This window comes from Chitinophaga sp. (assembly GCF_035564935.1).
GTDB lineage: Bacteria > Bacteroidota > Bacteroidia > Chitinophagales > Chitinophagaceae > Chitinophaga.
The window spans coordinates 1-6,746 of record NZ_DATMTE010001040.1; the positions used below are offsets into that span (position 1 = coordinate 1).

The window sequence follows — 6,746 nt, forward strand, 5'->3', positions numbered from 1 at the left end:
AACTGAACCGGGATATGATTGCTGTGGATACTGCTTCTGTTATTCAAATTTCTACAAAGCGGCAGGGTTATTCTGAGGGACCGATCTTCTTTAAACGAAAGGGGATCTATTACTACCTGTACACCCTTGGCGGTGATGAAAAATACCAGTATGCATATGGAATGAGCAGAACATCGCCACTGGGTCCATTTGAATTTCCTGAAAAAGATATTATAGCCACTACCTATTATGATCGCCGGATCTTTGGTCCGGGACATGGTTGTGTGTTTAATGTGCCCGGCACTGATAATTACTATTTTGCTTACCTGGAATATGGCCGTGGAAGCACTAACCGTCAAACCTATGTGAACAAGCTGGAGTTTAATGAAGATGGAACCATTCGCCCGGTTGATTTAACGCTTAACGGTGTAGGTGCGCTGCATGTTGTGCCTTATGAGAAAAGGATCAGCGTCGTTAACTCAAAAACATCAAGTGTTCGCACCGGCCTGACCATAAAATCAAAAAAAGATTCTTCGTTTAGAAGAGCAGAATCTTTTTTTTCACAGTTTGCCTTTGATGAAGCAAATGGTTCAAGGTGGATGGCTGCTGCTGAAGATTCAACATCCTGGATCATTGCGGATTTAGGAAAGTTGCAGCATGTCAAACGCAGTGAAGTGTATTTTGTCCGGCCTACTGCAGGCCATGCCTATGTACTGGAGTGTTCGGCAGATGGTAAAGAATGGAAGGATTGTGGAGGAGATCGGCAGGTTGTTGCAGAATCGCCGCACACTGACAAATTGGATATTAAAGCCCGTTATCTGCGGGTCAGGATTTTAAGTGGCGTTAATGGTATCTGGGAGTGGCATATTTATTAAAGCGATATTATTTTCAGATGATGTATTTCAGATTTTTATCACTTTTTTTTTGTTGGCAATTGGCCTGTTTATGCTCAAGGGCCCAAATGAATGGAAGCTGGGGCGATCAGGAAGATGGAACTTATGTTAATCCCGTTATACCCGCAGATTACAGCGATCTTGATGCCATACGTGTAGGGGAAGATTATTACGCCATATCTTCCACTATGCAATTTTCGCCCGGTATGGTAGTGCTTCATTCCAAAGATCTCATAAACTGGGAAATTATCAGCCATGTGGTTAATGATCTCACACGAATTAGTCCGAAGTTGAACTGGGACCGGATGGATTGTTATGGCAGGGGCATTTGGGCGGGTTCCATCAGGTATTATAAGAACAAATTTTGGGTGTATTTCGGAACGCCTGATGAGGGATTTTTTATGAGCTCGGCTACTGATCCTGCAGGACCCTGGGAACTTGTTCATCAATTATGGAGAGTAAATGGCTGGGACGATTGCTGTTCGTTTTGTGATGACGATGGCCAGCTTTATTTTATTGCTACCAACTTTGCAGTTGACCCTAAAAATGGAAAGAAGTATAACATCCATTTATTTAAAATGGCACAGGATGGAAGAAGTCTTATCATGGAGTCTGACTCCATCATACATCAATCCAATGGAAGTGAGGCCAATAAGCTTTATAAGTTCAACGGGCTGTATTATCACTGTTTCAGCGAAGTGAAGCCGGAAGGGCGCGTGATCATGATGGAGCGCTCGAAACACCTGTACGGTCCCTGGGAAATAAGGCAATTAAATCATGTTGATCAGAAATTGGACCGAGAACCCAACCAGGGTGGATTATTGCAGACACCTGCAGGCAAATGGTATTTTCTCACCCACCATGGCAGTGGTGATTGGGACGGACGTCCGGTCAGCCTTTTACCCGTTCATTGGACTGATGGGTGGCCGGTCATTGGTGAGCCAGACGCCGACACAATAGGGCGCATGGTTTGGACGGGTAAAAATCCGCTATCCAGCGGGAAGAAGGTTTCGATTCAAAGCAGCGACGGGTTCAATGCCGGAAAACTAAATGCTCAATGGGAATGGAACTATCAGCCACGGGCCGGCAAATGGTCTTTAACAGAACGCAAAGGTTTTCTCCGGTTGTATGCATTTACGCCTGTTCATTCAAACAAACAGGGAAATATCATACTCAGGGCGGGAAACACGCTTACGCAACGTAGCATGCGCACAGTTCTTAATGTAGCAACCGTAAAAATCGACATCAGCCGTATGGCTGATAATCAGTTCAGCGGATTGACACATTTTTCAACGTCCAGCCATAGTTTATTTGGAGTTAAACAGGAAAACGGCGTACGGACCTTAGTGTATGACAATAATGGTAAGGATACTTCTGGCATCAGGATCATTGGAAGAGCTGTCTGGCTCAGGTCAACCTGGAATGTGAATGGAGTAAGTCATTATGCTTTTAGTACGGATGGTAAGTTTTACCAATCTTTCGGAAGCGCTTATAAGCTGACCTGGGGTAGCTACCGGGGGGATCGTATCGGGATTTTTAATTTTAATACTAAAGAGGATAATGGGTCCGTGGATGTTGACTGGTTTCGATATGATTACAGGAAGTGATGCAAAAGTAGTAACAAAGAATCAGCGTAGAACTTGTTGGCAAGCAAGGCAATGATGTTGGTGAATGGATTTAAGTAATTCTTCCAAAGCAAATGATCTGGCAAACAGATCTTATTTAATTATTCAAGAATCTAAAAATGACTTCTATGCGCATTGCTGCTTTGCCTTTCATTATTTTTCTGCTTACTGTTACCCAGCAAATAAGTGCGCAGACCGGTCTCAGCTTGTGGTATGATAAGCCGGCTACGGAATGGGTAGAGGCGTTGCCGGTTGGGAACGGTCATATAGGAGGAATGGTTTTCGGGCGGGTTGAGGAAGAGCTTATCCAACTGAATGAAAGTACGCTTTACAGCGGAGGCCCGGTAAAACAACAGATAAACCCGGATGCCTTTCAGTATCTTTCCCGCATACGGGAGGCATTATTGAAAGAGGAGGATTATTCAAAGGCAAATGAACTGGCCAGAAAGATGCAGGGTTATTATACCGAATCGTATATGCCGCTTGGCGACCTGCTCCTGAAGCAATCGTTCAATGGCAGTAGGGTATCCGGTTACCACCGTGAACTGGATATTCGAACGGCTACTGCCACTACCCGTTTTACTGTTAATGGTGTAAATTATATTCGTGAGGTTTTCTGCGCGGCGCCTGCCAATGTAATGGTCGTCCGTATTCGCTCCGGTGTTTCCGGCGCTATTAATCTTTCTGTGGCATTAAAAAGCCCTTTGCATTACACATTGGCTGCAAAAGGAAATAATGAAATGATCATGAGTGGGAAGGCTCCCGCACACGTCGATCCCAGTTATTATAATCCTAAAGGCCGGCAGCCTGTTATTTATGAAGATACAACGGGCTGCAACGGTATGCGCTTTCAGTGCCGCGTAAGAGCCATTGCCAAAACAGGCAGGATCACTGCAGATACTTCAGGGCTGCAGGTGGAGAATGCGTCTGAACTGGTATTGATCTTGTCCGCTGCCACCAGCTTCAACGGTTTTGATAAATGCCCCGACAGAGAGGGGAAAAATGAACAGGCTATTGCTGATGCATTGATCAGCCGGGCGGCCAAACGGTCTTATGCTGCACTGCAACAAGAGCATTTGAAAGATTACCAACGCTATTTTAACCGGGTTTCGTTTACATTAAAAGACACAGGCGCTGTAGATAATACCGGCAGTGTGCTTCCTGTTGACAAAAGATTGAAGGCATATTCAGAAGGAGGATATGATCCTGCGTTGGAAACCTTATACTACCAATATGGGCGTTACCTGCTGATCTCTTCATCGAGGCCAGGAGGGCCGCCGGCTAATTTGCAAGGTATCTGGAATAAAGAGTTGAGAGCTCCCTGGAGTTCCAACTATACAATTAATATCAATACGCAAATGAATTATTGGCCGGCAGAGAGCACTAATCTATCTGAAATGCATATTCCGCTGTTAAGGTGGTTAACGGGTCTTTCAGTAACCGGCGCCCGTGTAGCCCGTGAGTTTTATCATTGCAATGGCTGGGTGGCGCATCATAATTCAGATATATGGTGTTGCGCCAACCCGGTGGGAGATTTAGGAAAAGGTGATCCCGTGTGGGCCAACTGGTATATGGGCGGCAACTGGCTTTGCCAGCATTTGTGGGAGCACTACGCTTTTACACGTGATAAAAAATTCCTGGAGGAAGCTTACCCGGTCATGAAACAGGCAGCTTTATTCAGTCTTGACTGGCTGGTGAAGGATAGCAGTGGTTATTGGGTTACGGCGCCTTCTACTTCTCCCGAAAATAAGTTCCGCGATGCAAAAGGACGCGCACAGGCGGTATCTGTTGCTACAACAATGGATATGTCCATCATCTGGGATCTCTTTACGAATGTAATAGAAGCTTCAGAAGCGTTGGATAAAGACGAGGCATTCCGCAACCGGTTAGCCGAAGTAAAAAAGGACCTGTATCCATTGAGAAAGGGAAGCAATGGCGAATTACTGGAATGGTATAAAAATTTTGCGGAAACAGATCCGCAGCACCGCCATGTATCCCACCTGTTTGGTTTGCATCCCGGGCGCCAGATCTCAAAGCGGAATACCCCGGAGTTTTTCGCAGCAGCAAGGAAAGCACTGGAAATAAGAGGAGATGCCGGTACGGGTTGGAGCCGCGGATGGAAGATCAACTGGTGGGCACGTTTGCTGGATGGCGATCATGCATATAAACTTATTCGTCAGCTGTTGAACTATTCTGGCGCCGACGGAAAGGGCGGAGGCGGTACTTACCCTAACCTCTTTGACGCGCATCCGCCGTTCCAGATAGATGGAAACTTTGCCGGAACGGCCGGTATGACGGAGATGCTGTTGCAAAGCCATTTAGGAGAAATACATCTTTTACCTGCACTGCCGTCTGCATGGAAAGAAGGAGAGATAAAAGGCCTGAAGGCCCGGGGCGGGTTTACGGTAGATATAGAATGGTCTGAAGGGAAGCTGAGCAAAGCCACCATCACTGCCGCCACTGATGAAATCTGCCGCATCAGGAACAACAGGGAGTTCTTTGTGGATGCAGCCAGGGCAAAACCGGAAGGTGATGACTTTGTATTTTCAGTAAAAATGAAGAAAGGGCAGCAATGCCATATCCGACCACTGGAATGACCCATTTCATTTATTGGGTACGGTTGTTATCTTTACCCCCCAGATATTAAGCGCGATTATGAAAAAATTCCTTCTTTACGGTATCGTATTGCTGTTGCCTTCAGTACTTCATGCGGCCATCAGGCTGCCGGCACTCGTTGGTAACAACATGGTACTACAGCAAAACGACAGTGTAACCATCTGGGGATGGGCAAGCCCTTCAGAAAAAATTATGGTATTTACGGGCTGGGACAATAAAACAGCGACCGTTACTACCAGCGGAGATGCAAAGTGGACTTTGAAAGTACATACACCAGCAGCAGGAGGGCCTTATGAAATAAAACTAAAAGGATCCAATGAAATTGTACTGAAAAATATCCTGATCGGTGAGGTATGGCTATGCTCCGGGCAATCCAACATGGAATACAGCTACTATAATGGCATCCGGCAGATAGCAGCCGAGCTGCCTGTTTGCAGTAACAATAATATCCGGTTCTTTAACATACCCAAAACTACGGCCGCATATCCGCAGGACGACTGCCCGGGAAGCTGGGAAGTATGCGACAGCAACAGCCTGAAGCCTTTTAGTGCTGTAGGGTACTTTTTCGGAGCGAAGCTACAGAAATTATTGGGCGTACCGGTTGGACTGATCAATGCCAGTTGGGGAGGAACACCAGCGGAAGTATGGGCGCCGGAGCATCTTGTAACCGATCAACCACAGCTTTCTGCCGCTGCCGCCAGGTTGGCCCCGGCCGCATGGTGGCCACATAAACCGGGTTATGCTTATAATGCAATGATAGCGCCTCTCCTCAATTTCAATATAAAGGGAGTTATCTGGTACCAGGGAGAAGCCAACGTGAACACCGCGGAAACTTACGCGCCGTTGTTCACCGGTATGATACAGGCGTGGCGTGATGCATGGCATAAGCCGCTGCCCTTTTACTATGTCCAGATAGCACCGTTTACTTACGAAAAGGAATATCAGGCTGCATTGCTTCGTGAGGCACAGGCGCGCAGCAGTGTTCTTACGGGAACTGGGATGGTCGTAGTATCTGACCTTACAGAAAATGTGAAAGATATTCATCCCCAGGATAAGAGAACAGTTGGTAACAGGCTTGCGGATTGGGCACTTGGGGAGAATTATGGTAAAACCGGATTTACCTGGAAAAGCCCGGCATTTAAAGAAATGAGCATCAGCAAAAACAAAGCAGTGCTACGTTTCACCAATGTTCCCACTTCTCTCAGGATCAATGGCAAAGCACCAGTCGCCCTATATATAGCCGGAGCAGACCATGTTTTCTATGAAGCATCTGCAAAGCTGCAAAAAGATGTACTGATCGTTTGGAGTAAAAAAGTGGAGAAGCCAGAATCGGTGAGATATGGTTTCTCTAATGCTGCTATTGGTAATATTTTTTCTTCAGAAGGTTTACCTGTTGGTCCTTTCCGTACTGATAGCTGGCCAATCGGGCAGTAAAGATATCTGCGAGGTTACTTCAATTGCTTGGGTCTGAGGAACTGGTGTAGGATACGCCTGCAGTATCTGTTTATTAAGATCTGGGAGGTCTGTCATAGTATAAACCCACCCGCTGCTTTACCCGCATTTTGCAATGTTTCACATTATCCAGGCATAAATAGTTGAGCTGAATGCTTGTTAAGCGAACATAGACTAAAAA

General features: G+C 46.1%; 4 protein-coding genes. All 4 read left to right on the forward strand.

Annotated features, from left to right (window positions below; translation table 11 throughout):
- Positions 1-854, forward strand: an 854-nt coding sequence (locus tag VN105_RS27055) for a family 43 glycosylhydrolase (RefSeq protein WP_325646140.1), incomplete at its 5' end; no start/stop codon positions are given.
- A gap of 86 nt (positions 855-940) precedes the next feature.
- Complete coding sequence (locus VN105_RS27060; RefSeq protein WP_325646142.1) at positions 941-2,479, forward strand: glycoside hydrolase 43 family protein; 1,539 nt, start codon at positions 941-943, stop codon at positions 2,477-2,479.
- A gap of 146 nt (positions 2,480-2,625) precedes the next feature.
- Positions 2,626-5,094: a glycoside hydrolase family 95 protein gene (locus VN105_RS27065; protein ID WP_325646144.1), complete on the forward strand. Its 2,469-nt coding sequence runs from the start codon at positions 2,626-2,628 to the stop codon at positions 5,092-5,094.
- A 58-nt stretch (positions 5,095-5,152) separates the two neighbouring features.
- Positions 5,153-6,547: a sialate O-acetylesterase gene (locus tag VN105_RS27070; RefSeq protein ID WP_325646145.1), complete on the forward strand. Its 1,395-nt coding sequence runs from the start codon at positions 5,153-5,155 to the stop codon at positions 6,545-6,547.
- Positions 6,548-6,746 lie beyond the last annotated feature (199 nt).

Excerpts from the sequence above, each read along its gene's own strand:
- VN105_RS27065 (WP_325646144.1), top strand. The coding sequence starts at position 2,626 with ATGCGCATTGCTGCTTTGCCTTTCATTATTTTTCTGCTTACTGTTACC.
- VN105_RS27070 (WP_325646145.1), top strand. The coding sequence starts at position 5,153 with ATGAAAAAATTCCTTCTTTACGGTATCGTATTGCTGTTGCCTTCAGTA.
- VN105_RS27060 (WP_325646142.1), top strand. The coding sequence starts at position 941 with ATGAATGGAAGCTGGGGCGATCAGGAAGATGGAACTTATGTTAATCCC.